At 70.9% G+C, this 25,157-nt stretch carries 23 protein-coding genes and 2 tRNA genes; 10 read left to right on the top strand and 15 right to left on the bottom strand.

Annotated features, from left to right (window positions below; all coding sequences use genetic code 11):
- Positions 1–589: 589 nt before the first annotated feature.
- From ACZ3KJ_RS06715 to ACZ3KJ_RS06700, 4 genes are all read right to left on the bottom strand, one after another.
- Positions 590–919: a rhodanese-like domain-containing protein gene (locus ACZ3KJ_RS06715; protein ID WP_389519396.1), complete on the bottom strand. Its 330-nt coding sequence runs from the start codon at positions 917–919 to the stop codon at positions 590–592.
- Positions 920–1,085: 166 nt separating this feature from the next.
- Positions 1,086–1,883, bottom strand: coding sequence for a hypothetical protein (locus tag ACZ3KJ_RS06710; protein ID WP_467525144.1), 798 nt, complete (start codon positions 1,881–1,883; stop codon positions 1,086–1,088).
- Positions 1,884–1,928: 45 nt separating this feature from the next.
- On the bottom strand, positions 1,929–3,380 hold the full coding sequence (locus tag ACZ3KJ_RS06705; protein WP_467525143.1) for a DUF2252 domain-containing protein: 1,452 nt from the start codon (positions 3,378–3,380) through the stop codon (positions 1,929–1,931).
- Positions 3,381–3,708: 328 nt separating this feature from the next.
- Positions 3,709–3,792, bottom strand: a tRNA-Leu gene (locus ACZ3KJ_RS06700).
- Between the two features lie 451 nt (positions 3,793–4,243).
- Here ACZ3KJ_RS06700 and ACZ3KJ_RS06695 point away from each other — a divergent pair.
- The 6 genes from ACZ3KJ_RS06695 (at position 4,244) to pknB (ending at position 12,404) form a co-directional block, all read left to right on the top strand.
- The gene (locus ACZ3KJ_RS06695; RefSeq protein WP_467525141.1) at positions 4,244–5,116 is read left to right on the top strand and encodes an FhaA domain-containing protein; all 873 of its coding nucleotides are present in this window, start codon (positions 4,244–4,246) and stop codon (positions 5,114–5,116) included.
- Positions 5,117–5,126: 10 nt separating this feature from the next.
- Positions 5,127–5,639, top strand: a complete 513-nt coding sequence (locus ACZ3KJ_RS06690; RefSeq protein ID WP_467525139.1) for an FHA domain-containing protein FhaB/FipA — start codon at positions 5,127–5,129, stop codon at positions 5,637–5,639.
- Between the two features lie 140 nt (positions 5,640–5,779).
- On the top strand, positions 5,780–7,309 hold the full coding sequence (locus ACZ3KJ_RS06685; RefSeq protein WP_467525138.1) for a Stp1/IreP family PP2C-type Ser/Thr phosphatase: 1,530 nt from the start codon (positions 5,780–5,782) through the stop codon (positions 7,307–7,309).
- Between the two features lie 27 nt (positions 7,310–7,336).
- A complete protein-coding gene (locus tag ACZ3KJ_RS06680) occupies positions 7,337–8,776 on the top strand; it encodes an FtsW/RodA/SpoVE family cell cycle protein (RefSeq protein ID WP_467525136.1) in 1,440 nt (479 codons plus the stop codon).
- Entirely contained in the window at positions 8,773–10,239 is a 1,467-nt protein-coding gene (locus tag ACZ3KJ_RS06675) for a peptidoglycan D,D-transpeptidase FtsI family protein (protein ID WP_389519045.1), read from the top strand. Before ACZ3KJ_RS06680 ends, ACZ3KJ_RS06675 begins: the two co-directional genes overlap by 4 nt.
- A gap of 170 nt (positions 10,240–10,409) precedes the next feature.
- Complete coding sequence (pknB, locus tag ACZ3KJ_RS06670) at positions 10,410–12,404, top strand: Stk1 family PASTA domain-containing Ser/Thr kinase (RefSeq protein WP_467525134.1); 1,995 nt, start codon at positions 10,410–10,412, stop codon at positions 12,402–12,404.
- A 110-nt stretch (positions 12,405–12,514) separates the two neighbouring features.
- Here pknB and ACZ3KJ_RS06665 read toward each other — a convergent pair whose 3' ends face one another.
- The 6 genes from ACZ3KJ_RS06665 to ACZ3KJ_RS06640 form a co-directional block, all read right to left on the bottom strand.
- Positions 12,515–13,306 (bottom strand): class E sortase, encoded by a 792-nt coding sequence (locus tag ACZ3KJ_RS06665; protein WP_467525132.1) that lies wholly within the window; start codon positions 13,304–13,306, stop codon positions 12,515–12,517.
- Positions 13,307–13,312: 6 nt separating this feature from the next.
- Entirely contained in the window at positions 13,313–14,311 is a 999-nt protein-coding gene (locus tag ACZ3KJ_RS06660; protein WP_467525130.1) for a class E sortase, read from the bottom strand.
- Positions 14,308–14,946, bottom strand: coding sequence for an aminodeoxychorismate/anthranilate synthase component II (locus tag ACZ3KJ_RS06655; protein ID WP_389519042.1), 639 nt, complete (start codon positions 14,944–14,946; stop codon positions 14,308–14,310). The genes ACZ3KJ_RS06660 and ACZ3KJ_RS06655 overlap by 4 nt, the downstream gene beginning before the upstream one ends.
- The gene (locus ACZ3KJ_RS06650; RefSeq protein ID WP_467525790.1) at positions 14,943–15,140 is read right to left on the bottom strand and encodes a hypothetical protein; all 198 of its coding nucleotides are present in this window, start codon (positions 15,138–15,140) and stop codon (positions 14,943–14,945) included. The genes ACZ3KJ_RS06655 and ACZ3KJ_RS06650 overlap by 4 nt, the downstream gene beginning before the upstream one ends.
- Before the next feature lie 202 nt (positions 15,141–15,342).
- Positions 15,343–16,068 carry a class E sortase gene (locus ACZ3KJ_RS06645; RefSeq protein ID WP_467525129.1) on the bottom strand — a complete coding sequence of 242 codons (726 nt, stop codon included), beginning with the start codon at positions 16,066–16,068 and terminating at the stop codon, positions 15,343–15,345.
- 72 nt (positions 16,069–16,140) lie between these two features.
- Complete coding sequence (locus ACZ3KJ_RS06640) at positions 16,141–16,929, bottom strand: DUF881 domain-containing protein (protein ID WP_467525127.1); 789 nt, start codon at positions 16,927–16,929, stop codon at positions 16,141–16,143.
- Between the two features lie 140 nt (positions 16,930–17,069).
- Here ACZ3KJ_RS06640 and crgA point away from each other — a divergent pair, with 140 nt between their 5' ends.
- Positions 17,070–17,324, top strand: coding sequence for a cell division protein CrgA (gene crgA / locus ACZ3KJ_RS06635; RefSeq protein ID WP_467525125.1), 255 nt, complete (start codon positions 17,070–17,072; stop codon positions 17,322–17,324).
- A 256-nt stretch (positions 17,325–17,580) separates the two neighbouring features.
- Here crgA and ACZ3KJ_RS06630 read toward each other — a convergent pair whose 3' ends face one another.
- Complete coding sequence (locus ACZ3KJ_RS06630; protein ID WP_467525123.1) at positions 17,581–18,474, bottom strand: rhomboid family intramembrane serine protease; 894 nt, start codon at positions 18,472–18,474, stop codon at positions 17,581–17,583.
- A gap of 98 nt (positions 18,475–18,572) precedes the next feature.
- The gene (locus ACZ3KJ_RS06625; protein WP_467525121.1) at positions 18,573–19,115 is read right to left on the bottom strand and encodes a peptidylprolyl isomerase; all 543 of its coding nucleotides are present in this window, start codon (positions 19,113–19,115) and stop codon (positions 18,573–18,575) included.
- 497 nt (positions 19,116–19,612) lie between these two features.
- On the opposite strand from ACZ3KJ_RS06625, the gene ACZ3KJ_RS06620 reads away from it, so the two are divergent.
- The gene (locus ACZ3KJ_RS06620) at positions 19,613–20,317 is read left to right on the top strand and encodes a DUF5324 family protein (RefSeq protein WP_467525119.1); all 705 of its coding nucleotides are present in this window, start codon (positions 19,613–19,615) and stop codon (positions 20,315–20,317) included.
- A gap of 293 nt (positions 20,318–20,610) precedes the next feature.
- Here the strand turns inward: ACZ3KJ_RS06620 and ACZ3KJ_RS06615 are convergent.
- Positions 20,611–20,683 (bottom strand) — tRNA-Ala (locus ACZ3KJ_RS06615).
- Between the two features lie 185 nt (positions 20,684–20,868).
- Between ACZ3KJ_RS06615 and ACZ3KJ_RS06610 the strand changes: the two genes are divergently transcribed.
- Positions 20,869–21,417 (top strand): helix-turn-helix domain-containing protein, encoded by a 549-nt coding sequence (locus ACZ3KJ_RS06610; RefSeq protein ID WP_389519035.1) that lies wholly within the window; start codon positions 20,869–20,871, stop codon positions 21,415–21,417.
- Positions 21,418–21,680: 263 nt separating this feature from the next.
- Positions 21,681–23,273, top strand: a complete 1,593-nt coding sequence (locus ACZ3KJ_RS06605) for a serine/threonine-protein kinase (protein ID WP_467525117.1) — start codon at positions 21,681–21,683, stop codon at positions 23,271–23,273.
- On the opposite strand, the gene ACZ3KJ_RS06600 is transcribed toward ACZ3KJ_RS06605, so the two are convergent.
- Positions 23,237–24,631: a hypothetical protein gene (locus ACZ3KJ_RS06600; protein ID WP_467525115.1), complete on the bottom strand. Its 1,395-nt coding sequence runs from the start codon at positions 24,629–24,631 to the stop codon at positions 23,237–23,239. The genes ACZ3KJ_RS06605 and ACZ3KJ_RS06600 overlap by 37 nt on opposite strands.
- Positions 24,632–24,879: 248 nt before the next feature.
- Entirely contained in the window at positions 24,880–25,008 is a 129-nt protein-coding gene (locus tag ACZ3KJ_RS06595) for a DLW-39 family protein (RefSeq protein ID WP_003999697.1), read from the bottom strand.
- Between the last annotated feature and the right edge of the window lie 149 nt (positions 25,009–25,157).

Genomic DNA, 25,157 nt, shown 5'->3' with positions numbered 1-25,157 from the left:
CGGCGTTCGGGCGGTGGCCCGTCCGTGGACCTGCCCGTCTCCGGAGCCCTCACCGCCTCCTCCGCATCCGCCTCCGCCTCCGCATCCCGCGGAGCGTCAGAGCCTCCGTCGTACGCGTTCATTCCGCCCCGTTCCCCGATTCCGGTCCGTTCGACTGTGCGGCGTCGGCCGTGCGGCGTCGGCCGTGCGGCGTCGGCCGTGCGGCGTCGGCCGTGCGGCGCCGCGGCGGCCGGTCCGGCCGCCCGCGCCCCTGGGCTCGACCGCACCCCCGGCACGACCGCGCCCCGGGCACCGCGCACCACCGCGCACAGCCGGACGGCCTTCGCACGGCCGTCGCACAGTCGTCGCACGGAACGGTACTCAGACCCACCCGCTCCGCGCAGCCCTCCCCCCGGACCGACCCGTCAGGACTCGGGACGAAAGGGATCCACGGCACACCCCGGACCTCACGACACCCCGAACGCCACTCGCCGGCCCCACTCATGACACACCGTCAGCTCGAACGACCCGTCTGAAGGTGCCGGTGAAGGTGCCGGTGAAGGTGCCGGAGGAACCCGCAGAGCACCGGAGAAACCGCGGAACCCGCGTGCTAGAGGACGAAACCCGGCCGTCCCTCGTCGGTCACGACCGGACGGCCGACCGTCGCCCAGTACTGCATGCCGCCCTCGACGTTCACCGCGTCGATGCCCTGCTGCACCAGGTACATCGTGACCTGGGCCGAACGGCCACCGGAGCGGCAGATCACATGGACCCGCCCGTCCTGCGGCGCCGCCTCGGTCAGCTCGCCGTACCGCGCGACGAACTCGCTGATGGGAATGTGCAGTGCCCCCTCGGCATGACCCGCCTGCCACTCGTCGTCCTCGCGGACGTCCAGCAGGAAGTCGTCGTCCTTGAGGTCCCCGACCTCGACCGTGGGCACACCAGCTCCGAAACTCATACTCCCGACGCTACCGGACGGCACCCACCCCGACCGGACCGCCGCCCTCGCCCCGCACCGCCCTCGCCCCGCGCTGCCGTCACCACCGCCACGCGGTCACCCTCACCGCCCGCCCCGAGACGGCCACGGCCACGGCCCGCCCGGGCGACTACCCCACCAGCTCCGCCAGCTCGGCCTCCTTCTTGGCGACCTCCGCCAGCAACTGGTCGGCGATCTCGTCGAGGAGACGGTCGGGATCGTCCGGTGCCAGCCGGAGCATCCCGCCGATCGCGCTCTCCTCCAGCTCGCGCGCGACCATCGCGAGCAGTTCCTTGCGCTCGGCGAGCCACTCCAGGCGGGCGTACAGCTCCTCGCTGGGGCTCGGCTTGCGTTCCGCGGGCGCCGGACCGGCCGCCCACTCCTCGGCCAGGGTCCGCAGCGCGGCCTCGTCGCCACGGGCGTAGGCGGCGTTGACGCGGGTGATGAACTCCTCGCGCCGCGACCGCTCCGCCTCCTCCTGCGCCAGGTCCGGGTGGGCCTTGCGGGCCAGCTCGCGGTAGAGCTTGCGGGCCTCGTCACTGGGCCGCACCCGCTCCGGCGGCCGCACGGGCTGCTCGGTGAGCATCGCCGCGGCCTCCGGGAACAGCCCGTCACCGTCCATCCAGCCGTGGAACAGCTCCTCGACCCCGGGCATCGGCAGCACCCGCGCCCGCGCCTCGGCCGCCTTGCGCGCGTCCTCCGGGTCACCGCTGCGGGCGGCACGGGCCTCGGCTATCTGCGCCTCCAGCTCGTCGAGCCGGGTGTACATGGGACCGAGTTTCTGGTGGTGGAGCCGCGAGAAGTTCTCGACCTCGACGCGGAAGGTCTCCACCGCGATCTCGAACTCGATCAGCGCCTGCTCAGCGGCCCGCACGGCCTGCTCGAGCCGCTCCTCGGGCCGCGCCTGCTCAGCTTCGGGGGTCGTCACCCGACCAGCGTAGGCCACGGGCGGGCGGGCACCGTGACCCTCGCCTCACACACCGGTCTCCGCCGCGACCCTCCCCGCCCGCACCGCCGCCACCAGGTCCGCGTGGTCCGCCTCCGTGCGGTCGGCGTACGCGACGGCGAACGCCGCCACCGCCTCGTCCAGCTCGTCGTTCTTGCCGCAGTAGCCGGCGACGAGGCGGGGGTCGGCGCTGTGGGAGTGGGCGCGGGCCAGGAGGGCGCCGGTCATCCGGCCGTAGTCGTCGATCTGGTCGGCGGCGAGGGCTGCGGGATCGACGCTGCCCTTGCGGTTGCGGAACTGGCGGACCTGGAAGGGGCGGCCGTCGACGGTGGTCCAGCCGAGCAGGATGTCGCTGACGACCTGCATCCGCTTCTGGCCGAGGACCACCCGCCGCCCCTCGTGGCCCGCGTCCGGGGTGTCGAGGCCGGCGGTCCGCAGGTGCGGCACCAGCGCCGACGGGCGGGCCTCCTTCACCTGGAGCACCAGCGGCTCTCCCCGGTGGTCCAGCAGCAGGACGACGTACGACCGGGTCCCCACGCTGCCCGTGCCGACGATCCGGAAGGCGACGTCGTGCACCGCGTACCGGGCGAGGAGGGGCAGGCGGTCCTCGGGGAGCGTGGTCACGTACTGCTCCAGGGACGCGGCGACCGCCGCCGCCTCCCCGTCGGACACGCGCCGCAGCACCGGCGGGGCGTCGACGAAGCGGCGCCCCCCGTCGGGTGTGGGCTCGGTCGACTTGGCCGCGAATCGCCCGCTGGTGTTGGCCCGCGCCTTCTCCGAGACCCGTTCGAGGGTGCCGAGCAGGTCGTGGGCGTCGGTGTGGGAGACCAACTCCTCGTCGGCGATGGCGTTCCACGCGTCCAGCGCGGGCAGCTTCGCCAGCAGGCGCATGGTGCGGCGGTAGGCGCCGGCCGCGTCGTGGGCCGCGCTGCGGCAGGTGTCCTCGTCGGCGCCGGCCGCCCGGCCCGCGAGCACCAGCGAGGTCGCGAGCCGCTTGAGGTCCCATTCCCAGGGGCCGTCGACGGTCTCGTCGAAGTCGTTCAGGTCGATGACCAGACGGCCGCGGGCGTCGCCGTACAGACCGAAGTTGGCCGCGTGCGCGTCGCCGCAGATCCTGGCCCGGATACCGGTCATGGGGGTGCGGGCGAGGTCGTACGCCATGAGGCCCGCCGAGCCGCGCAGGAACGCGAACGGTGTGGCCGCCATCCGTCCCACCCTTATCGGGGTGAGGTCGGGGATGCGGCCCCGGTTGGACTCCTCGACCGCCGTCACCGCGTCCGGGCGGGAGGCGTCCAGGTCGAGTCCGGCGTGGGCCGCGCGCGGCACCCGGTGGCGCAGCGCCTTGCCCTCCTCCTTGGGAGATCCCGCGGCAGGCCACTCGGCGAACCCGGGCACCCGCGGCAGCCGCTTCTTCCCGACCGCACCCGCACCCGCGCCCGCAGCCCGCTCGGCTCCGCTCTCGGTCACCTCGGCCACCATGACCGCCTCCCCCGCATGTCACGCGTCATCCGTACCCCGGCTCGACGAGACGAGCCGAACATCAACTCGAGCCGACCGTACAGCTCGACGGCCGAACCGCGTCAGACCTGTGGACAACTCCCCACCTGTGGACAACTCCCCCACGCCTCACGCCGGCGTCCCCCGTACACCCCGCCATCCGGCCCGTGAGATAGCTCACGCACGCGAACCCGGTTCCTCATCCCCCAGCCGCACCCGCCACCCGAACCCGCACCCCAGCCCGCCGCCGTCCCCCTCACCCCGCACACGAAGAAGCCCCGCAGGTCTAAGACCTGCGGGGCTTCCGCTGTGCGCGAGGGGGGAGTTGAACCCCCACGCCCTTGCGGGCACTGGAACCTGAATCCAGCGCGTCTGCCTATTCCGCCACCCGCGCATTGGGTGTGTCCTCGGGCTTGTGGGCTTTTCGGCCCGGCGCCTTCCGACATGCAGAACATTAGCACGCTGGCGAGGGTGCGTTCACATCCCTTCTCCCTGGGCAGGGGCCGGGGACGTGCGGCGATCCGGAACGTCCCGGCGGCGACCGGTTCACGTATCAACCTCGTACCTATGACGGCCGTCTCCCCGGCAGCCGGGCCAGGTCCACAGTCAGGTGCGGGACACTGGTCCTCGGCCGCCTCTACGATCCTGGGCAGACACAGGTACGGCCCCTGCCCGGAGCAGGGGAACGGATCCTGGGCAGAAGCAGGTAGGGAGAGGGTGTCGACACCCGTCGACGGGGCCGACAGGGGGAACCAGCCGATTCACCGGCGCGTGGATACGATCAGTAAGCAGTACCAGGTAAGCAGCAGGACGCGGGACGCAAGTCACGACGGAGGAGGTGCCCCATGGGAGTCCTGAAGAAATTCGAGCAGCGTCTCGAGGGTCTGGTCAACGGCACCTTCGCCAAGGTCTTCAAGTCCGAGGTCCAGCCCGTGGAGATCGCCGGTGCGCTCCAGCGGGAGTGCGACAACAACGCGACGATCTGGAACCGCGACCGCACGGTCGTGCCCAACGACTTCATCGTGGAACTGAGCGCGCCGGACTACGAGCGCCTCAGCCCCTACTCCGGCCAGCTCGGCGACGAGCTCGCCGGCATGGTGCGCGACTACGCCAAGCAGCAGCGCTACACCTTCATGGGAGCGATCAAGGTCAACCTGGAGAAGGCGGACGACCTCGACACCGGCCTGTACCGCGTGCGCAGCCGTACGCTCGCCTCCTCCAGCAGCCAGGACCCCGAGCGCGCGCCCGCGGCCGGCGGTCAGCGCCCCGGCGGCTACGGCTACCCGTCCGCCGCCGCGCCCACCGCGCCGCCCATGCCGTCCTCCCCGCCGCCCGGCGCCCGTGCCGGCGGCTACGGCTACCCGCCCGCGGCAGGCGGCCGGCGCCCCGGCGCGGCCGGCGGCGGCGGGCCGGTCGGCGCACCGCAGCCCGGTTCCCGCACCCGCCACTGGATCGAGATCAACGGCACCCGCCACCAGATCTCCCGCGCCACGCTCGTGCTGGGTCGCAGCACCGAGGCCGACGTGCGGATCGACGACCCCGGCGTCTCCCGCCGGCACTGCGAGATCCGGACCGGTTCGCCCTCGACGATCCAGGATCTCGGCTCCACCAACGGCATCGTGGTGGACGGGCAGCACACCACCCGCGCTACGCTCCGCGACGGCTCGCGGATCGTCGTGGGCAGCACCACCGTTATCTATAGGCAAGCCGAAGGGTGAAGCGGGGGCAATGTCAGAGCTGACCCTCACGGTCATGCGGCTGGGTTTCCTGGCCGTACTGTGGCTGTTCGTGATCGTGGCCGTGCAGGTCATCCGCAGCGACCTGTTCGGTACGCGCGTCACCCAGCGCGGCTCGCGCCGGGAGAGCGGACGGGCGCAGCAGGCCGCCCGGCAGGCCGCGCCCCCGCAGCAGCGCCAGCAGGCCGGCGGCGGCCGCCAGCGCCGTAACGCCCCCTCCAAGCTGGTGGTGACCGAAGGCACCCTCACCGGCACGACCGTCGCGCTCCAGGGCCAGACGATCTCGCTGGGCCGCGCGCACGACAGCACGATCGTGCTGGACGACGACTACGCCTCCAGCCGCCATGCCAGGATCTACCCGGACCGCGACGGCCAGTGGATCGTCGAGGACCTGGGCTCCACCAACGGCACGTACCTCGACCGAACGCGGCTGACGACTCCCACACCGATCCCGCTGGGCGCGCCGATCCGTATCGGCAAGACCGTCATCGAGCTGCGGAAGTAGTGCTACATCATGAGTGAGCGCGAGCGGAGCGAGCACGCAGCGGCGGCCGGCACCCCGGGCCCCGGCGCGCTCCCGACCGGAGGGTGGGCAGTGTGGCTCGACACGACCGGCTGTACCCGGGGCCGACGGGCGAGGTGGGCATGAGTCTGTCACTGCGCTTCGCCGCCGGATCGCACAAGGGGATGATCCGGGAGGGCAACGAGGACTCCGGTTACGCCGGTCCGCGCCTGCTCGCCATCGCCGACGGCATGGGCGGCGCCGCCGCCGGTGAGGTCGCCTCCTCCGAGGCGATCTCCACCATCGTCGCGCTCGACGACGACGTGCCCGGCTCCGACGTCCTCACCTCGCTCGGAACGGCCGTGCAGCGCGCCAACGACCAGTTGCGCGCCCTGGTCGAGGAGGACCCCCAGCTCGAAGGCATGGGGACGACGCTCACCGCCCTGCTGTGGACGGGCCAGCGGCTCGGCCTGGTGCACGTCGGCGACTCGCGCGCCTATCTGCTGCGCGACGGGGTGCTGACGCAGATCACCCAGGACCACACCTGGGTCCAGCGGCTGGTCGACGAGGGCCGCATCACCGAGGAAGAGGCCACCACCCACCCCCAGCGCTCCCTGCTGATGCGGGCGCTCGGCAGCGGTGAGCACGTCGAGCCCGACCTGTCGATCCGCGAGGTCCGGGCCGGCGACCGCTACCTGATCTGCTCCGACGGCCTCTCCGGCGTCGTCTCCCACCAGACCCTCGAGGACACCCTCGCCAGCTACCAGGGCCCGCAGGAGACCGTGCAGGAGCTGATCCAGCTCGCGCTGCGCGGCGGCGGACCCGACAACATCACGGTGATCGTCGCCGACGTCCTCGACCTGGACACCGGTGACACCCTGGCCGGGCAGCTGTCCGACACCCCGGTCGTGGTCGGCGCCGTCGCCGAGAACCAGCACCAGCTGCACGACAACGGCATCATGCAGACCCCCGCCGGCCGCGCCGCCGGCCTCGGCCGCCGCGGCGGCGGACAGGGCGGCGGCGAGTTCGGCCCGCCCGGCTCCGGCGACGTGACCGGGTTCATCCCCACCGGCGGCTTCGGCGACTACACCGACGACGACTTCGTCAAGCCGCGCAAGGGCCGCAGGTGGCTGAAGAGATCCCTCTACGGCGGTCTCGCCCTCGCCGTCATCGGCGGCGGCCTGTACGGCGGCTGGCGCTGGACGCAGACGCAGTACTACGTCGGCACCAAGGGCGAGCACGTCGCGCTGTACCGGGGCATCAGCCAGGACCTGGCCTGGGTTTCGCTCTCGAAGGTGGAGAAGGACCACCCCGAGATCGAACTCAAGTACCTCCCCGAGTACCAGCAGAAGCTGGTCGAGGCGACGATCGCCGAGGGCAGCCTGTCCACCGCCCGGAAGAAGATCGACGAACTGGCCGTGCAGGCCTCCGCGTGCCGCAAGCAGGCGGAGACGGCACAGCAGGCCAAGAGCCCGGGCGAGAAGACCTCCAAGACGGGCGAGGGCGAGGCCGGAGGCACCACGGGAACCACTCCCTCCTCCCTCACGTCCAAGGCGACACCGAGCCCCTCGGTGTCCGCGTCCCCGTCCGCAACCGCGACCGCCACTCCCAGCCCCGGCCCCAGCCTCTCGGAGGAGGAGCAGAAGGTCGTCTCGCTGTGCGGTAAGCAGTAGGCAAGCCGTGAGAGGCCCCGTCACACGATGAGCAGTTCAACCAACACGCCGACGCACCACACGTCCACGATCGGCTCGATCGGCACGCCGAGCCGGCGCAACACCGAGCTCGCGCTCCTGGTGTTCGCCGTCGCCATCCCGGTGTTCGCCTACGCCAACGTGGGCCTCGCCATCGACGAGCAAGTGCCCGCCGGCCTGCTCAGCTATGGCCTGGGCCTCGGCCTGCTGGCCGGCGTCGCCCACCTCGTGGTGCGCAAGTTCGCGCCGTACGCCGACCCGCTGCTGCTGCCGCTGGCGACCCTGCTGAACGGACTCGGGCTCGTCGCCATCTGGCGGCTGGACCAGTCCGAGCTGCTCCAGTCCATCAAGCAGGCCGGCACCGCCGCGCCCCGCCAGCTGATGTACACGGCGATGGGCATCGCGTTCTTCATCGCGGTGCTGATCTTCCTCAAGGACCACCGCGTCCTCCAGCGCTACACCTACATCTCCATGGTCGGCGCGCTGATCCTGCTGCTGCTGCCGCTGGTGCCGGGCCTCGGCGTGAACATCTACGGCGCCAAGATCTGGATCCAGGTCGGCAGCTTCTCCATCCAGCCCGGCGAGTTCGCCAAGATCGTCCTCGCCATCTTCTTCGCCGGCTACCTGATGGTGAAGCGGGACGCGCTCGCGCTCGCCAGCCGCCGCTTCATGGGCCTGTACCTGCCGCGCGGCCGCGACCTCGGCCCGATCCTCGTGGTCTGGTTCATCTCGATCCTGATCCTGGTCTTCGAGACCGACCTCGGCACCTCGCTGCTGTTCTTCGGAATGTTCGTCATCATGCTGTACGTCGCCACCGAGCGGACCAGCTGGATCGTCTTCGGTCTGCTGATGTCCGCGGCCGGCGCGGTCGGCGTGGCCAGCTTCGAACCGCACGTCCAGCAGCGTGTCCAGGCCTGGCTCGACCCGATGAAGGAGTACACGCTCTCCCGTGAGGGCGTCGTCGGCCACTCCGAGCAGGCCATGCAGGCGCTGTGGGCGTTCGGCTCCGGCGGCACCCTCGGCACCGGCTGGGGCCAGGGCCACTCCGAGCTGATCCGGTTCGCCGCCAACTCCGACTTCATCCTCGCCACCTTCGGCGAGGAACTGGGCCTGGCCGGCGTCATGGCGCTGCTGCTGCTGTACGGCCTGATCGTCGAGCGCGGTGTGCGCACCGCCCTCGCCGCCCGCGACCCGTTCGGCAAGCTGCTCGCCATCGGCCTGTCCGGCGCCTTCGCGCTCCAGGTCTTCGTCGTCGCCGGCGGTGTGATGGGCCTCATCCCGCTCACCGGTATGACGATGCCGTTCCTGGCGTACGGCGGTTCCTCCGTCATCGCCAACTGGGCGCTCGTCGGCATCCTGCTGAGAATCAGCGACACCGCGCGCCGCCCCGCCCCGGCCCCCGCCGCCAACCCCGACGCCGAGATGACCCAGGTGGTCCGCCCGTCATGAACAAGCCCCTGCGCCGGATCGCGATCTTCTGCGGACTCCTGATCCTCACCCTGCTCATCCGCGACAACTGGCTCCAGTACGCCAAGGCCGACGACCTGGCCGGCGACGACGACAACCGCCGCGTCAACATCGCGCGCTACGCCACCCCGCGCGGCGACATCATCGTCGACGGCAAGGCGATCACCGGGTCCGTCGAGGCCACCAGCGGTGACTACAAGTACAAGCGCACCTGGACGAACGGCGCCATGTGGGCGCCCGTCACCGGCTACTCCTCGCAGGCCTTCGGCGCCAACCAGCTGGAGAAGCTGGAGGACGGCATCCTCACCGGCAACGACGACCGGCTCTTCTTCCGCAACACGCTCGACATGATCACGGGCAAGAAGAAGGAGGGCGGCAGCGTCGTCACCACCCTCAACGCCGCCGCCCAGAAGGCCGCGTACAACGGGCTGGGCGACAAGAAGGGCGCCGTCGCCGCGATCGACCCGACCACCGGCAAGATCCTCGCGCTGGTCTCCACGCCGTCGTACGACCCGTCGAAGTTCGCGGGGACGTCCGACTCGGACGCCGAGGCCTGGAAGGCCGTCCAGAAGGAGAACAACGAGGACGACCCGATGCTGAACCGGGCGCTGCGCGAGACGTACCCGCCGGGTTCCACCTTCAAGGTCGTCACCGCGGCCGCCGCGCTGGAGAACGGCGTCGTCTCGGGCATCGACGAGGCCACCGACACGCCGGACCCGTACCAGCTGCCGCAGACCACCACGGACCTGACCAACGAGCACGGCGACTGCGAGAACGCCACCCTGCGCGAGGCCCTGCGGGTCTCCTGCAACACCGTCTTCGCGAAGCTGGCCGACACCGTGGGCAGCGAGAAGATGATCGAGCAGGCGGAGAAGTTCGGCTACAACAACGCCGAGCTGGACACCCCGGTCCGCGCCTCCGAGAGCGTCTACCCCGAGGACAACCGGCCGCAGAACGCCATGGACGGCATCGGCCAGGCCTCCAACCGGGCCACCCCGCTCCAGATGGCGATGGTCGCCTCGGCCGTCGCCAACGACGGCAAGCTGATGAAGCCGTACATGGTCGACCAGCTCAAGGCCGCCAACCTCGACACCATCGAGACGACCGAGCCGCAGGAGCTGTCCCAGGCGGTCTCCTCGGAGACCGCGCAGAAGCTCCAGCAGATGATGGAGACGGTCGTGAAGACCGGTACGGGTACGAGCGCGCAGATCGACGGCGTCACCGTCGGCGGCAAGACCGGTACCGCCCAGCACGGCCTGAACAACAGCGAGAAGCCGTACGCCTGGTTCATCTCCTACGCCAAGCTGTCCGACGGCAGCTCGCCGGTCGCCGTCGCCGTGGTCGTCGAGGACGGCTCCGCCAACCGCGACGACATCACCGGTGGCGGTCTGGCCGCGCCGATCGCGAAGAAAGTGATGCAGGCAGTCATCGACAGCAAGAAGTGACCCCGATCACGTCGCCTACACATCGGTGCACGTTGCGATACCGGTCCTGTATCGGGTGACGGGCTTGGCCAGGTCACGCAGCGCCGTCCGGGTACGGTAATGCCCGGACGGCAGCCTCCGGCCGCACACGTGTGCCGGTCGGGACCGACGGAGAGGGCTGGTAGGTAGCTATGGAAGAGCCGCGTCGCCTCGGCGGCCGGTACGAGCTGGGCCATGTGCTCGGCCGTGGTGGCATGGCCGAGGTCTACCTCGCGCATGACACCCGCCTCGGCCGCACCGTGGCGGTGAAGACGCTGCGCGTGGACCTCGCGCGCGACCCTTCCTTCCAGGCCCGGTTCCGCCGGGAGGCCCAGTCTGCCGCCTCGCTCAACCACCCCGCGATCGTCGCGGTCTACGACACGGGCGAGGACTACATCGACGGGGTGTCGATCCCGTACATCGTCATGGAGTACGTCGACGGCTCCACCCTGCGTGAGCTGCTGCACTCCGGCCGCAAGCTGCTGCCGGAGCGGACGCTGGAGATGACCATCGGCATCCTCCAGGCCCTGGAGTACTCGCACCGGGCGGGCATCGTCCACCGCGACATCAAGCCGGCGAACGTCATGCTGACGCGCAACGGCCAGGTCAAGGTGATGGACTTCGGCATCGCCCGCGCCATGGGCGACGCCGGCATGACGATGACGCAGACGGCCGCGGTCATCGGCACCGCCCAGTACCTCTCCCCGGAGCAGGCCAAGGGCGAGCAGGTGGACGCCCGCTCGGACCTCTACTCCACGGGCTGTCTCCTCTACGAACTGCTGACCGTCCGGCCGCCGTTCGTCGGCGACTCCCCGGTCGCGGTCGCCTACCAGCACGTCCGCGAGGAACCGCAGGCGCCCAGCGTCTTCGACCCCGAGATCACCCCCGAGATGGACGCCATCGTCCTGAAGGCGCTGGTCAAGGACCCGAACTACCGCTACCAGTCCGCCGACGAGATGCGGGCCGACATCGAGGCCTGCCTCGACGGCCAGCCGGTCGCGGCCACGGCGGCGATGGGCTCCGTCGGCTACGGGGGCTACCCCGACGACCAGCCCACCACGGCCCTGCGCTCCACGGACGCCGGCGCCACCACGATGCTGCCCCCGATGGGCCCGGACGACGGCGGCTTCGGCTACGACGACCGCCCCGACCGGCGCCGCCAGAAGAAGTCCAACACCTCGACGATCCTGCTGGTCGTCGCGGCCGTGCTGGTGCTGGTCGGCGCGATCCTGATCGGCAAGTGGGCGTTCAGCGGCAGCGCCGAGGACCAGCCGTTCGAGGCACCGAACTTCGTCGGCCAGACCGCGGAACGCGCCCAGACGATGGCCGACAACGTCGAGCTGAAGCTGGTGAGCACCGAGGAAGCCTGCGAGGACACGCCGAAGGGCAGCGTCTGCGAGCAGGACCCCAAGGCCGGCACCGAGGTCGACAAGGGCGACACGGTCAACATCGTCGTCTCGACCGGTGCGCCGAAGGTCGCCGTGCCCAGCGTCCTCGGCAAGACCCTGGAAGAGGCCAAGTCGACGCTGGAGGGCGACAAGTACCAGCTGGTCGTCGAGACGAAGGAAGAGGTCTCCTCGGAGGAGGCGGGCACGGTCATCGGGCAGGACCCGGAGCTGGGCAACGAGGTGGAGAAGGGGTCCACGATCACCCTCACCATCGCCAAGGCCGAGGAGAAGGCCACCGTCCCCGACGTCTCCGGCAAGACCTGTGACGAGGCCAAGGCGCAGATGGAGGCCAACAACCTGGTCGGCAGCTGCACCGAGGTCGACACCCAGGACCAGAACCAGGTCGGCAAGGTCATCCAGACCACGCCGTCGGCGAACTCCCAGGCCGACAAGGGCTCCACGGTCCAGATCCAGATCGGCCGCAGCACCCAGACCCAGGTCCCGGGCAACCTCCAGGGCCTGAGCCTGAAGGACGCCAAGAAGGCCATCGAGGACGCGGGCCTCACCGTCGGCAGCGTCACCGGCTCCAGCGACGACAACGCCGTGGTCATCAGCTCCGATCCGCAGCCGGGCACCACGGTGAGCAAGGGGCAGACGGTCAACCTGGTCGCCGCCGGCGGCAACAACGGCAACAACGACGGCGGAAACGGCGACGACGGCGGGACGAACTTCTTCGGCGGAGGTGACGGGGAGGACTGACCCCGCCCCCACCGACGCGTCGGGCCCTGCCGGTCGATCCGGCAGGGCCCGTGTCGTTCGTGGTCAGCCGCTGTCCCCGGCGTTCCCGCGCAGGCGGCGCGGTCGCGAGGTCAGCGCAGTTCCTTCGGCGGCGTCCGGTCCGCGTCCACCTTCTCCACACGCTCCAGCTCGCCCCAGACCACGTACCGGTACCGGCTCGTGTAGACCGGCGTGCAGGTGGTCAGCGTGATGTACTTGCCGGCCTTCTTCCGGCCCGACTCCTTCGGAACGGCGCCGAGGACCTCGACGTTGTACTTCGACGTCTCCGGAAGGACGGCGTAGACCGTGTAGACGTACCAGTTGTCCCGCGTCTCGAAGACGATCGGGTCGCCCTTCTTCAGCTTGTCGATGTTGTGGAACTTCGCGCCGTGGCCGTCGCGGTGGGCGGCCAGCGAGAAGTTGCCGTCCTTGCCGCTGGTGGGGAGCGTGGCCTTGACGGGGTCGGTGTAGTAGCCGGCGACGCCGTCGTTGAGGATCTTCGAGGAGGTGCCCTTCTCGACCAGGACCTCACCGTTGTCCATGGCGGGCACGTGCAGGAAGCCGATGCCGTTCTTGGTGTCGAGCGCCCCGGGGCCGGTGTCCTCGGCGGCCCAGGTGTCCCGCACCTTGTCGCCCTGCTGGTCCGCCCTGCGGTCCGCTATGACGTTGGTCCACCACAGGGAGTAGACGACGAACAGGCCGAGCACCAGCCCGGCCGTGATGAGGAGTTCGCCGAAGACGCTCACCGCCAGGGCGATCCGGCCGCGGCCGCGGCGCCGCGGCGCGGGCGGGGACGCGTCGGTGTGCTCCGCGCGATCCGCGGGTTCCGCGGGTTCTGCGGGTTCCGCGTGCTCAGTGTCGTCGGTGGTCGCTGCCACGGTCATCTGCCCCTACTCGACGAGCGCATCCGGCTTGCCCTTGCTGCGCGGCCGTTCCTCGACCATCTTGCCCCAGACGATCAACCGGTACTTGCTGGTGAACTCCGGCGTGCACGTCGTCAAGGTGATGTACCGGCCCGGCCCGGTGAATCCGGAGCCCACCGGCACGGGTTCGAGGACGCTCACGTTGCTCGGCGAGGTCACCGGCAGCATCGACGCCATCTTGTAGACGTAGTACTCGTCCTGCGTCTCGACGACGATCGCGTCGCCGGGCTGGAGCTTGTTGATGTACCGGAACGGCTCGCCGTGCGTGTTGCGGTGGCCCGCGAGCCCGAAGTTGCCGGTCTTCGCGTCGGGCATGGCCGTCTCCAGCGCGCCCTCGCCGTAGTGCCCGACCATGCCCTTGTCGAGCACCTTCTCGTTGCTGGTGCCCTCGGCGATCGGCACCACCACGTCCAGCTTGGGGATGTGCAGGATGGCGAATCCCTGTCCCGGCGAGAAGGTCCCCGGGTTGCGCTTGCCGTTCGCCCAGTCGTCCTGGAGGCTGTTCGCCTCCTGGTCCGCCTGCGCGTGCGCCCGGACGTTCGTCCACCACAGCTGGTAGGTGACGAACAGCAGCATCAGCACGCCCGTGGTGATGAACACCTCGCCGACGGCGCGGCTGGCGATCACCGCCGCGCCGGGCTTGCGCGCCCGCGCCTGTCGCCGGGCCTCCACCCGGGAGAGCGGCCGCGACGGCGCCTCCTCGGACCGGGAGGGGGCGGGGACCGCACCGTCGCCGCCACGGCGCCCGTGACGGCGCTTGGCGGCCTTTCTGCGGGCCGCTCGGCCGCCGGCGGGGGTTCCGGGAGCGGGAGAGGGGGCCGGGGCTCCAGAACCGGCCAGGGGCTCGCCGCCGAACGCGGACTCCGGTGGCTGCGGTATCCGCAGGGCCACCGTCTCGTCGTCCAGGGGAGGCTCGTACGGCGGGCCGCCGTAGAGGTCCTCGCGCTCGGGGCGCAGCGCGGTCACGCCGTGGCCCTGCCCACCACCGGCGCCAGGCCCGCCGACCTCGCCACCGCACTCTCGTCGCCGCACTCCACCAGCCAGTTGGCGAGCATCCGGTGCCCGTGCTCGGTCAGCACCGACTCCGGATGGAACTGCACGCCCTCGACCGGCAGTTCCCGGTGGCGCAGGCCCATGATGATGCCGTCGTGGGTGCGGGCCGTGACCTTCAGCTCGTCGGGCACCGTCGCCGGCTCGGCCGCCAGGGAGTGGTAGCGGGTCGCGGTGAAGGGCGAGGGGAGCCCGGCGAAGACGCCCTCGCCCTCGTGCTCGACCGGCGACGTCTTGCCGTGCAGCAGCTCCGGAGCCCTGTCCACCACACCGCCGTACGCCACCTGCATCGACTGCATGCCCAGGCAGACGCCGAAGACGGGGACGCCGGTCGTCGCGCAGTGGCGGACCATGTCGACGCAGACGCCGGCCTGCTCCGGCGTGCCCGGGCCCGGGGAGAGCAGGACGCCGTCGAAGCCGTCCTGCGCATGGGCCGTGGAGACCTCGTCGTTGCGCAGGACCTCGCACTCGGCGCCCAGCTGGTACAGGTACTGGACCAGGTTGAAGACGAAGCTGTCGTAGTTGTCGACGACGAGAATGCGCGCGCTCACTGGTTGTCCACCGTCACATCGTTGAAGGGAAGCAGCGGTTCGGCCCACGGGAAGACGTACTGGAACAGGACGTACACCACAGCCAGAACCAGCACGATCGAGATGAGCGCCTTCACCAAGACGTTTCCCGGCAGATGCCGCCAGATCCAGCCGTACATGCCGTCCCTTCCGTCGCACCACGGCACCAGACTCACGCCGTACACCACCAGACTAGGGCCTGTCGTTCGGATCAGGTCGCGGGATGCCGACGGTGCCGTGTCAACCGGGCGAGCGGGGTCTGGTGCGTGCGGCTGCAAGGCGGAGGAGGGCGTCGATGCGGAGCATCGGCAACCGACGACAACGCCGCAGACGTGCGTGCCGGATCCCGCGTCCGCGGCGTGATCCGAACGACAGGCCCTACCGGCGTAGGGCCGCCGGTTCGCCTGCGTCCGCGGGCTGGGTGGAGTCCAGGTGCGCCCAGACGATCAGCCGGTGGCTGTGGCCCCACTCGGGGTCGCACGTGGTCAGGGTCAGATAGCGCCCTGGACGCGTGTACCCCGACGCGCGGGGCACCGCGTCGATCACCTCGACGTCCGCCGGCACGGTCCGGTAGGGCCCCCGGTCGATCCGGTACGTGAACCAGGTCGTCCCGTCCGTCAGCACCACGGCGTCCCCGGGCCGCAGCTTCGGGAAGTCCTTGAAGGGGTCGCCGTAGGTGCGGCGGTGCCCGGCGACGGAGAAGTTCCCGGTCTGCCCGAGCGCGGCCGTGCCCGTGTAGTGGCCGAGCCCCTTCTTCAGGGTGCCGGTGTCCGTGCCTTCGAGCACGGGCTTGTTCCACGTGAAACCGAGCCGCGGGATGTACATGATCGCGAAAGCGCTGCCCGGCCGGTACGCGGCGGGCGGCGCGGGACTAGAGGAGGCACTTGGGGACTGCGGGGCCGGTGAGGGCTGTGGGGACTGCGGGGCCGGGGAGGAGCCCTGCGCCGGGTGCCGCGCCCACTGGTCGCGGAGGTGGTCGACCTGCTCGTCCATCGCGTGGTCGGCCCGCACGCCCGTCCAGAACAGCACGTAGACGACGAAGAGCACGATCACGGTGCCCAGGGTGACGCAGAGCTCGCTGAGGGTCCGGACGATCAGGCGCACCGGCGGCTCCCCGTGGAACGAACGGCTGCTCCGGCTGCTCCGCTTCGTCCGGGTGGTCCCGGCTGCCCGCGGCTACTCCACCGGCTCGGCGTAGTGCAGGTCCACTGTGCCCGAGTAACCCGGCAGGGTCACCGTCCCGTCCTCGGTGACCTTCCAGCCGAGGCCGTAGACGTTGACGTAGACCATGTAGTTCTGGATCGCCTGCGAGTCCGCGAGCGCCTGCTGGAGCTTCTCCGGGTCCCCGACCGCCTGGATCTTGTACGGCGGTGAGTAGACCCGGCCCTGGAGGATCAGGGTGTTGCCCACGCAGCGCACGGCGCTGGTGGAGATCAGCCGCTGGTCCATGACCTTGATGCCCTGGGCGCCGCCCTGCCAGAGGGCGTTCACCACGGCCTGGAGGTCCTGCTGGTGGATCACCAGATAGTCGGGCTGCGGCTCGGGATAGCCGGGGAGCTTGGCGGTGGCGTCGGGCGGGGCGTCGTTGAGCGTGACCGTGATCGCCTCGCCCTTGAGTTCCTGCGTGCCCGCCTGCGCCTCCAACCCGGCGAGTTTCTCGTCCTCGGCCTCGGTGCTGCCGTCGTCGGCCTCGGCCAGCGACTCCACGTCGTCGCGCAGGGCGGCGTTGGACTCGTCCAGCGCGCCGTTCTCGCGGCTGCGCTCCTGGATCAGGTCGGAGAGCTGAAGCAAGGACGCGTCCGTGCGGATGTTGGTGCCCTTGGCCGTGTTGAAACTGGTCACGAAGAGGAGTCCCGCGAGGGCGAAGACACCCATGGTGAGCACCCGCACCGGGCGGAGACGGGGCCGGCGGACGGAAGCGGAACCCGTTGAACCCGTCCCGGGGGAGTCGGCAGAATTGCTCAACGTACCCTTATCTCCTTCGGCGCCGTAGAAGCACTACGCTAACGGACGCCCGGGGGAGCCTCAGTGTCCCCTTGTACGCTGCCCCGAGCCCGACCCAGTTCCCTGCGCGGCCACGCAGCGCATCGACAGGAGAGACCCTCGTGCCGAAGTCACGTATCCGCAAGAAGGCCGATTACACGCCGCCGCCGGTGAAGCAGACGACCGCGATCAAGCTGAACAGCCGGGCCTGGGTCGCGCCGGTGATGCTGGCCATGTTCCTCATCGGGCTCGCCTGGATCGTCGTGTTCTACGTGACCGACGGGTCCCTGCCCCTCGACCAGCTCGGCAACTGGAACATCGTGGTGGGCTTCGGCTTCATCGCCGCCGGATTCGGCGTCTCCACCCAGTGGAAGTAGCAGGCGGACCACCCCTCCGTCCACCTCTACCCAGGGGTATCCACCGAGTTATCCACAGCCGTTTTCCACAGTGGGGAAAAAGAACGAAGATCTGTGGATAACCGGCCTGAGGTTGACACCGGTGTGACGAAACCCAAGCCCTCGAAAACCAGTTCGCCCCCTGCCTGACCTGCGAGAACATCGGTCGGTGACAGGGGGCACAGCTGTTCCCCCACAGTGTGCACAAGATCGGGCACACGCTGTGGACAACCTGCGCTCAACTGAGCTGGCCGGTCCTCAAGAGGGTCATCACCACAGCCGCCACGAGCACCAGTGCACAGGTGCCGAACTGCACCAGGGCACGCCGCTCACGCGGGGCGTGGACCATGCCGTAGCCGATGGCGACGCCGGCCACGAAGCCGCCGACGTGGGCCTGCCAGGCGATGCTGCCCCACCCGAAGGTGATGATCCCGTTGATCACCAGCAGGGCGATGATCGGCCGCATGTCATAGCGCATACGGCGCATCAGGACGGCGGTGGCGCCGAACAGGCCGAAGATCGCGCCGGAGGCACCGAGCGAGGCCTGGTTCGGGGCCGCGAGGAGGTAGGTCAGGGCGCTGCCCGCGAGACCCGAGACGAAGTAGAGCGCGAGGTAGCGGACCCGGCCGAGGGCCTGTTCGAGAGGACCGCCGAGCCACCACAGGCTGAGCATGTTGAACAGGATGTGCATATAGCTGCTGTGCAGGAACATCGACGTCAGCAGCCGGTACCACTCGCCCCGCGCGACACCCCCGACGTCCTGGAGGGCCGGCACGTAGGCCTGTCCGATCAGGCTGAACCGGTCGGTGAAGCGGTCCCCGACCGACAGCTGCACCAGGAACGCGGCGAGGCAGAGGCCCATCAGGACCTTGGTGACGAGGCGCGGGTCGGCGGCGACGGTGCCGCCCGCGAGGGTCCGCGGCTGCGACGCCGAGGGCGCGTGTCCCGTGCCGGAGCCGGTGCGGACGCAGTCCGGGCACTGGAAGCCGACGGAGGCGCTGACCATGCACTCGGGGCAGATGGGGCGCTCGCACCGGGTGCAGCGCACGCCCGTCTCACGGTCGGCGTGCCGGTAGCAAGCGGGCAGGCCGCTGTGGGCGTCGTCCTGGCGGCTGCCCGGCGCCTGGTCCATGGGGTCCCCCAACGTCGTCGTCTGCAAGGCTGTGCCCCGCTCGTCACTACGGACGAGCGGGGCAAATGGTTCCCGACGGGAACCGGTGCGTCCTGCCGTCAGCTCTTCTCGACGGCGGCCGGCTCGATGACGACCGACTCGATGACGACGTCCTTGAGCGGGCGGTCGGTGCGCGGGTTGGTCTGCGTGCCCGCGATGGCGTCGACGATCTTCTGGCTGCCGGCGTCGGTGACCTCGCCGAAGATGGTGTGCTTGCGGGTCAGCCAGGCCGTCGGGGCGACGGTGATGAAGAACTGCGAGCCGTTGGTGCCCGGACCGGCGTTGGCCATGGCCAGCAGGTAGGGCTTGTCGAAGCGCAGGTCCGGGTGGAACTCGTCCTCGAACTGGTAGCCGGGACCGCCGGTGCCGTTGCCCAGCGGGTCACCGCCCTGGATCATGAATCCGCTGATCACCCGGTGGAAGACCGTGCCGTCGTAGAGCTTCGCCGAGGACTTCTCGCCGGTGGCGGGGTGGGTCCACTCGCGCTCGCCGGTGGCGAGCTCGACGAAGTTCTTGACCGTCTTGGGGGCGTGGTCCGGGAAGAGCCGGACCTTGATGTCGCCGTGGTTGGTCTTCAGGGTGGCGTACAGCTGCTCGGCCACGATCTGCCTTCCGTTGTCTTCCTGTAACGCCCCGATCCTCGCACGCCCGGGACCGTACGTCGCCCGGCACCCGCGACGGAGGGGGTCGCTCCGGTCAGGAGAAGCGCCCGGGCCGTCCGGGGTGCGGACACGGAAAGGCGCCCGGATCGTCCGGGGTGCGGACACGGAAAGGCGCCCGGATCGTCCGGGGTGCGGACACGGAAAGACGCCCGGATCGTCCGGGGTGCGGACACGGAAAGACGCCCGGATCGTCCGGGGTGCGGACACGGAAAGGCGCCCGGGCCGTCCGGGGCGGGAGCGGGCGGAGCCGATCCATGGCATTGTCGACGACAAGCCCCCGTTCCCCCGTATTCACCCCCTCTTGCATCCGATCACTACCGCTCGGGACGTTCGGCACCCGTATGCCCGTCCGCGCATGCCGAGGCGGCCGCCGGCAGGCATGATCCGTAAAAGGGTGGAAAGTCGAAATACCGTACGCCACCGAGGAGGAGGAACCCGTGACCCGCATCGACAGCGTGCGCGCCGCGACCGGTTCGGCGAAGGACAGCGTGCTGCACGCCGCGGAAGTGGTGGCGCCCTACGCCGACACGGCCAAGGAGAGGGCCGCGCTTTATGCGCAGGAGGCCCGCGTACGGCTCGCGCCCAAGGTGTCCCAGGCCGCCGTACAGGCCCGCGTGCAGTACGGCGCCCATGTCGCGCCCCGCCTGGAGCAGGCACGGGCGCATGTGCCGCCGAAGGTCGACCACGCCGCTCATGAGGCGGCCGCCCGGACGCGTCAGGCCGCACGGCAGGCCGCCGAATACTCCCGGCCGAAGATCGAGCAGGCGAAGGCCGCGGCCGGGCCCGTGAAGGACGAGGCCGCCGCCCGGGGCATCGCCGCGCTGGCCGCGCTCCGCGGCCAGGTGACGCCCAAGGAGATCGAGAAACTGGTCCGCAAGCACCGGCGGCGGGCACGGGCGGGCAAGCTCGCCAAGGCCCTGGCCGTGGCGGGTCTCGTCGGCGCGGGCGCTTACGCGGCCTGGAAGTGGTGGGACAAGCAGGCCAACCCGGACTGGCTGGTCGAGCCGCCCGCCGCCACGGAGGTCCCCGCCGGGGGCGGCCTGAACTCGGTGGGCGGTACCGGTGAGACGTCCGCCCTCGACCCCGAGGTCCAGGCCAAGGAGGCCGAGGAGGAGGCCGCGAACCGCGAGGACCGCAGCTGAGGCTTCGACTTCTACGGCGTATCGAGGACGTGGCGCCTACGACGTGGGGCCGACGACGTACGGCGATCACGGCGGACCACGACGACGTTTCACGTGAAACACCCCTTTGACCGCGTTTACGTGGCCGGAGGGGTGTTCCTCGTCCAGGACGGTGACAGAGCGCACTCATGGTGTACCCGTTGCGTGGCCGTGGCGGAGTGTGCGGAGCGGCGCCACACACGGGCACGGCCTCCGCAGAGGGCGCAAAAATGCCCTCCGAGCTGCGTTCTCGCAGTTCGGAGGGCATCTCCAGGTGGAGCCTAGGGGAGTCGAACCCCTGACATCTGCCATGCAAAGACAGCGCTCTACCAACTGAGCTAAGGCCCCTGGAAGAGAAACGACCAGCCGGAGAAAACCCCCTACCGGTGGGCGCCGCAGACCAGAGTACCGGGTCACCCCCCTGATCCCGCAAAAAGATTGGGGGTCCCCGCGCATGACCACGCTCCGTAAGATGCTCGGCGTGGTTCGCGGCAGCGAACCACGGTTTCTGGGGAAGCGATGGGGAGACGCACATGGACGCCGCACAGCAGGAAGCCACCGCGAGAGCGCGGGAACTGCAGCGGAACTGGTACGGAGAGCCGTTGGGGGCGCTCTTCCGCAAGCTCATCGACGATCTCGGTCTCAACCAGGCTCGTCTCGCGGGGGTACTGGGACTGTCGGCGCCGATGCTGTCGCAGCTGATGAGCGGTCAGCGGGCGAAGATCGGCAATCCGGCGGTGGTGCAGCGGGTGCAGCTGCTTCAGGAGCTGGCGGCCCAGGCCGCCGACGGCAGCGTCAGCGCCGCCGAGGCGACCGAGCGCATGGACGAGATCAAGAGGTCGCAGGGAGGCTCGGTGCTCAACAACACCACGCAGACCACCAGCGGTTCGGGGGCACCGACGGTCAAGCGCGTGGTCCGCGAGATCCAGTCGCTGCTGCGCTCGGTCGCCGCCGCCGGCGACATCATCGAGGCCGCCGACACCCTCGCCCCGACCCACCCGGAGCTGGCAGAGTTCCTCCGGGTGTACGGCGCCGGCCGCACCTCCGACGCGGTCGCGCACTACCAGTCCCACCAGAGCTGAGCCGACGGCCCGGAGACCGAAGGGGGTTCGGCGACCGGGCCGGAGACCGGCAGGAGGGCGTCGTCGCCCGTCACGGGGGTCCTGCCGCTCGAAAGGGGACACACCACGCGTCCAGGGGGTCGTGTCACTCGTCACGAAGGAGTTCGAGTCACCCGTCCCGAAGGAGATTCGAGTCACCCGTCCCGAAGGGGGTCCTGTCGCTCGTCACGGGGGTAACGAGGGACAGCAGGGGGAAACCGCAGGGGGAGGAGCGACGCACTGCCATGGGTGAGGTCTTCGCCGGACGGTACGAACTCGCCGACCCGATCGGCCGTGGAGGGGTGGGCGCCGTCTGGCGCGCCTGGGACCACCGGCGCCGGCGCTACGTGGCCGCCAAGGTGCTCCAGCAGCGCGACGCCCACGCCCTGCTGCGGTTCGTCCGCGAGCAGGCGCTGCGCATCGACCATCCCCATGTGCTCGCCCCCGCCAGCTGGGCCGCCGACGACGACAAGGTCCTGTTCACCATGGACCTGGTCGGGGGCGGGTCGCTGGTCCACCTCGTCGGCGACTACGGTCCGCTGCCTCCCGCGTTCGTCTGCACGCTCCTCGACCAGCTTCTGTCCGGGCTGGCCGCGGTCCACGCGGAGGGCGTCGTGCACCGTGACGTCAAGCCCGCCAACGTGCTCCTGGAGGCCACCGGCACGGCCCGGCCGCGGCTGCGGCTGTCCGACTTCGGCATCGCGATGCGCCTGGGCGAGCCCCGCCTGACCGAGACCAACCTCGTGGTGGGTACGCCCGGTTACCTCGCGCCCGAGCAGATGCTGGGCTCCGACCCCGACTTCCCCGCCGACCTGTTCGCCGTCGGACTGGTGGCGCTCTATCTGCTGGAGGGCGCCAAGCCCGACGCCAAGGCGCTCGTCCATTACTTCACGGAACACGGCACACCCGGCGCGCCCCAGAACATCCCGGAGCCGCTGTGGCAGGTGGTGGCCACGCTGCTGCAACCGGATCCGCAGGCCCGCTTCCGTACGGCCACCGGGGTGCGCAAGGCACTGGCGGCGGCCGCGGAGCTGCTGCCCGAGCCCGGCCCGGACGACGAGCAGATCGAGATCTTCGACCAACTCGGGCCGCTGCCGCCGGGATTCGGCCCCGAGGGCCCGCTGAAGCGCGCCCCGGGCATCACCGTGGCGCCGTCGGCCTTCGAGCGGACCTCGCCGCAGGCCGGCCCGGGTACGGGGTCCGTGGCGTACGGCCGGGACACCGGCTCCGACAACGGCATCAGCACCAGCACCGGCACCAGCACCGGATCCAGCACGTCCTCCACAGCGAGCGATCCACGTCGGCCCGGACGCCCGCCGGCCTCCGCGCCCGTGCCCGGCGCTCCCGTCCCCTCCATGTCGGACACCGGCAGCTTCCACCTGCCGCCCCCTCAGCCCACCCAGACCCCCACGCCCACCCCCACCCCCACGCCCACTCCGGCTTCCACCCCCGAGCCCCCTCCCGCTCTGCCTCCGCAACCGCACCACGTCACAGGCTCCCCGCACCTCTCCCCCCACGGATCCCCGTACGACCCCATGTACGACTCCACGTACGCGCTGCACTCGGGCGGCCGACGCACCGGCGCCTCGACCACGGCCGCGTACACGGCCCAGGAAGCTCCCGCTTCCTACGAGGCCCCCCTTCTCCCCGGGGCTCCTGTTTCCCCCGCCGCCTCCGCTGCCCCAGCTCCCTCCGGAAGGACAGCAGGTACCCGCCGGGGGCACCGCCGCGCCCGTGCGCCGCGTCGGCCCGGCCCGCCCGCGAAGGTGGCGCTGCCGCTGCTGCTGCTCGCGCTGGCCTGTTACGCCGTGGGGTTCTGGGCGTTGGCGCGGATCTGAGCGGAGGCCCGGCGCCGGGCGGTGACCGTCCACACGCCGAGCACCAGCAGCAGCGCGCTGCCGGTGCCGATACCGCCCACGGCGACCGCCCTCATGACGGTGCCACCGCCCTCGCCCGCGGCCACGGTGCCGCCCGGTGCGCGGGCCGCTTCCCGCGCACCGGCGTCGAAGACGTCACGCGGCACCGGCTGCCCGGCGTACCCCGGCCCGGGCCGGCCTGCCGCTCCGTCGACGCGGACACGCAGCCGCAGGCCGTACGGCCCGTCGCCGAAACGCTCGGCGACCTGGGCCGACAGATGCAGTACGAGGTAGTAGGAGCCGGCGAACCGCAGGCTGTCGGCGGGGTCGGTGGGGGCGTAGCGGTTGGCGTAGCGGACCGGTGGCACGGGGGCGAGGGAGGTCGACGTCTGTCGGCCGCCGTAGCCGGCGCTCGTGTGCACGACCTCGGCGCGCACCGGGTTGTAGAGCGTCATGTCGAGCGCGGGCACCACGAACCCGGTGTCCTGGTCGGCGCTGTCCAGGTCGACGGTGGCGTACAGCTGCTGCCCCCAGCCGACGGGCACCTTGTAGAAGAGGGTCTGGCCGGGGGTGAGGTCGTCGCTCCAGACGCCCTGTGACAGCGGGGTCGCCCCGGCGAAGCCCGATCCGCCCCGGCGGGGTACCGGCTCGGCGGCGAGCGGGGCGGGGGTGGCGGAGTTCCACGTCTCGGGCACGCCCGTGGCGCCGGCCTTCTCCAGGGGCGGCTCGGAGACGGGCACCAGCTCCAGGTCCCAGGGCCGGTCGGACTCGGTACCGGTGCCGGTGCCGGTGCGCTCGACGACGACGTAGTAGGTGCCCGCTTCCTGGCACAGGCCGAGGCCCGGCTGGATCTCCCGGGCGGCCCATGCGGTGATCGGTTGCGGGCTGCGGGAGGCGCCGGTGGTCACGGAGTCGTAGGCGCAGCCGACGCCGTCGGCGTTCTGCACGGAGACGCTGATCCCGTCGCCGCTCGCCGGCGCGGCGCCGGGGCGGGGGACGGCCGTGACGGAGACGTACGTGGTCGAGGTGGCGTCGAGTTCGAGGCGGTAGTAGGCCTTGCCGCGGCCCGTGAGGGAGCTCCGGTAGGTGGTACCGGGGTGCAGACGTACGGCGTCGCCGGTGCCCTTCGCGGCCTCGGCGCTCCGGGCGTCGTCGTCGAAGCCGTAGCCGTACGCGGAGTCGGGGTCGTCGTCACGGTCGTAGGGGTGGGAGAGGGCGGTCGCCACGGCAGCGGTCCCGGGAAGCAGCACCGACGTCACGAAGGTCACCGCCGTCACCGCGGTCACAGCGGCCATGCGCGCCACGACCGTCACCGCGGTCACCGCGGTCACCCCGGTCATCGCGGCCACTCGCCTCCGGGCGGTCCGCCGCCCCGCACGCCGGGCCATCCGCACGCCCCCTCGCCCTCGCCGGCACCGGGTCCGCCCGGACCCGGCCGTGGGCCATCCTGCCCCGTCGGCCCGGACGCCACCCGCGCATTCCGTACGGGCGTCCGAAACGCTCGTCCTGCACGCGGTCGGGACCCCGTGCAACACGAAACCCCGACCGCTGAGGCGGCCGGGGTCTGCTCAGTTCTCGGTGTCGGTGTTCACGAACCCGTGGGCACGGAGTCGGTCGCCTCCGTCCACAGATCCTGCTCGGCGCGATCCGCCTGGATCTGGCGGTACACGAGGAGCCCGCCGATGGCGGCCAGTGCGACCAGGAGAAGCTTCTTCACCGCGCGACCTCGTCTTTCGTTGACGTTGGGGACCTCTGGCGCCCGACTATACACACCGACCGATATCGATCGGTGACCTGCGTCGGCCCCTCAACTACCGCCCTCGGCGGCGCAGTAGCCGGGCCCGGAGAGACCGGATCACCCCGTCG

The organism is Streptomyces sp. NPDC003248 (genome assembly GCF_055563235.1).
The sequence above is the reverse complement of the archived record's forward strand: the minus strand, read 5'-3'. Positions and strand labels throughout refer to the sequence as shown.